At 41.5% G+C, this 3,019-nt stretch carries 3 protein-coding genes; all 3 read left to right on the top strand.

The genetic code is table 11. The features are described 5' to 3' along the window. Positions 1-898, top strand: an 898-nt coding sequence (locus BGP77_RS02880) for an ATP-binding cassette domain-containing protein (protein WP_146171178.1), incomplete at its 5' end; no start/stop codon positions are given. A gap of 1 nt (position 899) precedes the next feature. Beyond that, entirely contained in the window at positions 900-1,430 is a 531-nt protein-coding gene (locus BGP77_RS02885) for a hypothetical protein (RefSeq protein WP_108163238.1), read from the top strand. Between the two features lie 232 nt (positions 1,431-1,662). Next, the gene (locus BGP77_RS02890) at positions 1,663-2,901 is read left to right on the top strand and encodes a hypothetical protein (RefSeq protein WP_108163239.1); all 1,239 of its coding nucleotides are present in this window, start codon (positions 1,663-1,665) and stop codon (positions 2,899-2,901) included. The last annotated feature ends 118 nt before the right edge of the window (positions 2,902-3,019 follow it).

Consider the following 3,019-nt stretch of genomic DNA (forward strand, 5'->3'; position numbering starts at 1 on the left):
TGAAGCGTTTATTGCGGCGTCCAGCTTAATCCAGGAGCAGCTGCTGACTGAAAACGCCAAGAAGTCGGCTGAAATTGATGAGCTTCAGGCCTTTGTTAACCGTTTTTCAGCAAACGCATCGAAAGCCAAGCAGGCATCTTCCCGTGCTAAAAAAATGGACAAAATTAAGCTGGATGAAGTAAAGCGTTCAAGTCGCCAGCATCCGTCTATTACGCTGAAGCAAGATAAAAAACTGCATCGTCAGGCATTGATACTTGAAGAGTTGGCGCATGGCTTCGATGGTGAAACCCTCTTTCAAGGCGGCAACTTGATTCTAGAAGCCGGCGCGAAGCTAGCGGTGATCGGCGAGAACGGTGCTGGTAAAACCACTTTTTTACGTTGCTTGTTAAATCATTACCAGGTCAGTGCCGGTGTCGTTAAGTGGGCTGAAAATGCCGTGATTGGCTATTGTCCGCAGGACAGCAGCGCCGACTTTGATAACGACCTGACACTCTTTGATTGGATGGCGCAATGGCGCTTACCAAAGCACGATGATCTGATGATTCGGGCAATGCTGGGTCGGCTGCTATTTACAGCAGACGACTTTAATAAAAAAGCAAAAGTCTGTTCGGGTGGTGAAAAAAACCGGTTGTTGTTCGGTAAGTTGATGATGCAGGATCTCAATGTACTCATCATGGACGAACCAACCAACCACATGGATATGGAATCAATCGAAGCACTGAATAATGCATTGAAAGAATTCGATGGCACACTGATATTTGTCAGTCACGACCGTGAGTTTGTCTCTTCATTGGCAACGCGTGTCATTGAAGTCACCGACAAAAAACTTGTCAGCTTTCAAGGCAGCTATGAAGAGTACCTGGCAAGTCAAAATCCGGGGCGATCTCAAGTCGCCTGATATGAGTATAACAACTGCCGCAATGGGTGAAAATAAATGTCAGGGTCTGGGTGATCCTGATTTTACTTTTGCGGTTCACATCGGCAACAGACCTCCGATGCCGGAATTCGATCACCTTGATGGGCTGCGTGAAGTGTCTCCAGGTGACATTGCCCGCATTGTCAAAGCGACAGGCAATCATTGGCGTAAAATATTTAATATCTACGCCAAGTTGATATTTGAATTGAATTCTGGCCAACAAGGTTCCTGGCAGGATTTTCGTGATCAACAGCTGCTGCAAAAAGGCAGTGCATTAGCGTTGCTGTTTTCTAAACCCAACCTGTTACCCGATGATAAAAATATCATTCAGATAATTACCGGTAAAACCTATGCCGAAGAATTGGGCTTGCTGAGTAAGACCGTTGAAGTGCAGGCGGGTTTTTTTGTTGTTGAAGATTCAAAAATAATTATCACGCCGTACTTCGACTATCGGCAGCTTTCTAATCAAAAAATTACTCGTCTTGTGTCGTTGATTCAATCACTTCCAAATTAAATTACTCGTTTGTTAACCATGTCTTCGTTTAACTGTGTATCCTTATTTTCAGTTAACTGGTATTTTGAAAGTCGTCCTAATGTAACGCATAGGTTTAACTTCTAATTTATTTAGATGTTCATCACAGTTATTACTATGTTGCTTGAAACTGATTTGGTTTTATTCACATACTCCCACTGCTTTTTAAAAAGTAGACGTTTTTGTTAAAACTATTGGTCAAAGGAATCGACTAATGAAAAAAACATTTCCAATTGCTTGTGCGGCGCTTATGCTTTTTGGCTGCGTAAATGATACAACTGATTCGGTATACCCATTTTCAATGTCATTAAAAACAACAAATGCCTGCGGTATTTCTGAATCTGTTAATCAATATGAAATTTTGCATTATGATTCAGATGGACAACTCATTTCTCGGTTCCAGCCAGATGAGTTTGGTGCCGTTTCGGCAAGATTCACAAGAAAATATGAAACCCTAGCAATAGTTGAGCAGAGAGAATATCAATTAAATGTCATGGTTTTCGTTGATATGCCTGTCAACGAATATGGCGATTGGTGGTATAAAACGAACTCATCAGATGGCTGCGACTGCGAGCAATATGATATTACTGTTCGACCGGGGAGTGGATCAGCTCGGCATTTGAATTTCTCTGCTCCTGCAGCAGTCGCTAGTGTTGAGAGTGCTGTATATAATAATGTTAACGTGTGTAAACAGCCGGATTCAATCGAACCGTTACTGGTCGCCTATGCAAATGATAGTGATACCGAATCGTTAAATTATTTTGTTAGCGAGTCTATTGATGCATTGGCTAATGAAGATAATGAGGTTGAAATTCTTGTTACGGACCCTGGTCGGTTAATCTCTGTGGCTACACCTGAGAATGTCTCCGGCGCTTTTTACTATTCCACAGGTGAGATGAATTTATTTAAAACGGACTATACCTATAGTCCTAATGTGCTTGATCATGAGCGAGTAGAGCCAATTCAGTTTGTCGCAAGAAAACAGTTTGGTATGAATTATCCTCTTCGTAATTGGACCGTTAAATTGCCCATGTCACGCGATACGACGTTGATAAATATCGAAGAGCCACTTGCGGATTATGAACAGCTACTAGGTTTATTGGAAAAATCACAAACTCAATATGATTTTTCTGAACAAAAAGTACAAGATCTTCTAGTCGTCCGCTATGGAATGGATAGGGATGGTGGCTGGGATGAATGGACTTTTGTTTTACCATCAAAAGGAAACCTTAAAACAAACTATGATTTGCCCGACGACTATCCTGGCAAGCAAGGTGAAAGTTATCGCAGTCATCGGTTTTTTGAAGAATTTTCTTTGTACAATGTTAAATATACTGACGTCGAAGAAGTGCAAGCTAATCCAGAAATACTTAAAAAGCTATTAGGCGGAAATCCAATAGCTACGTCCTTTGCATATGAAGTAGAAGAGACGTTTTATATAAATTATAAATGAACAGACGGGTGCTCTTGCTTTTCAGAGGATAGCGTCATCGCGCTTAATGTAGAAAGCCGAAAGCTATCCGGAGCTGATCGAGCAAAGAAATGGCTGTAACAGAAAAATACTGTCATAG

This window comes from Saccharospirillum sp. MSK14-1 (assembly GCF_003054965.1).
Classification (GTDB): domain Bacteria; phylum Pseudomonadota; class Gammaproteobacteria; order Pseudomonadales; family Natronospirillaceae; genus Saccharospirillum.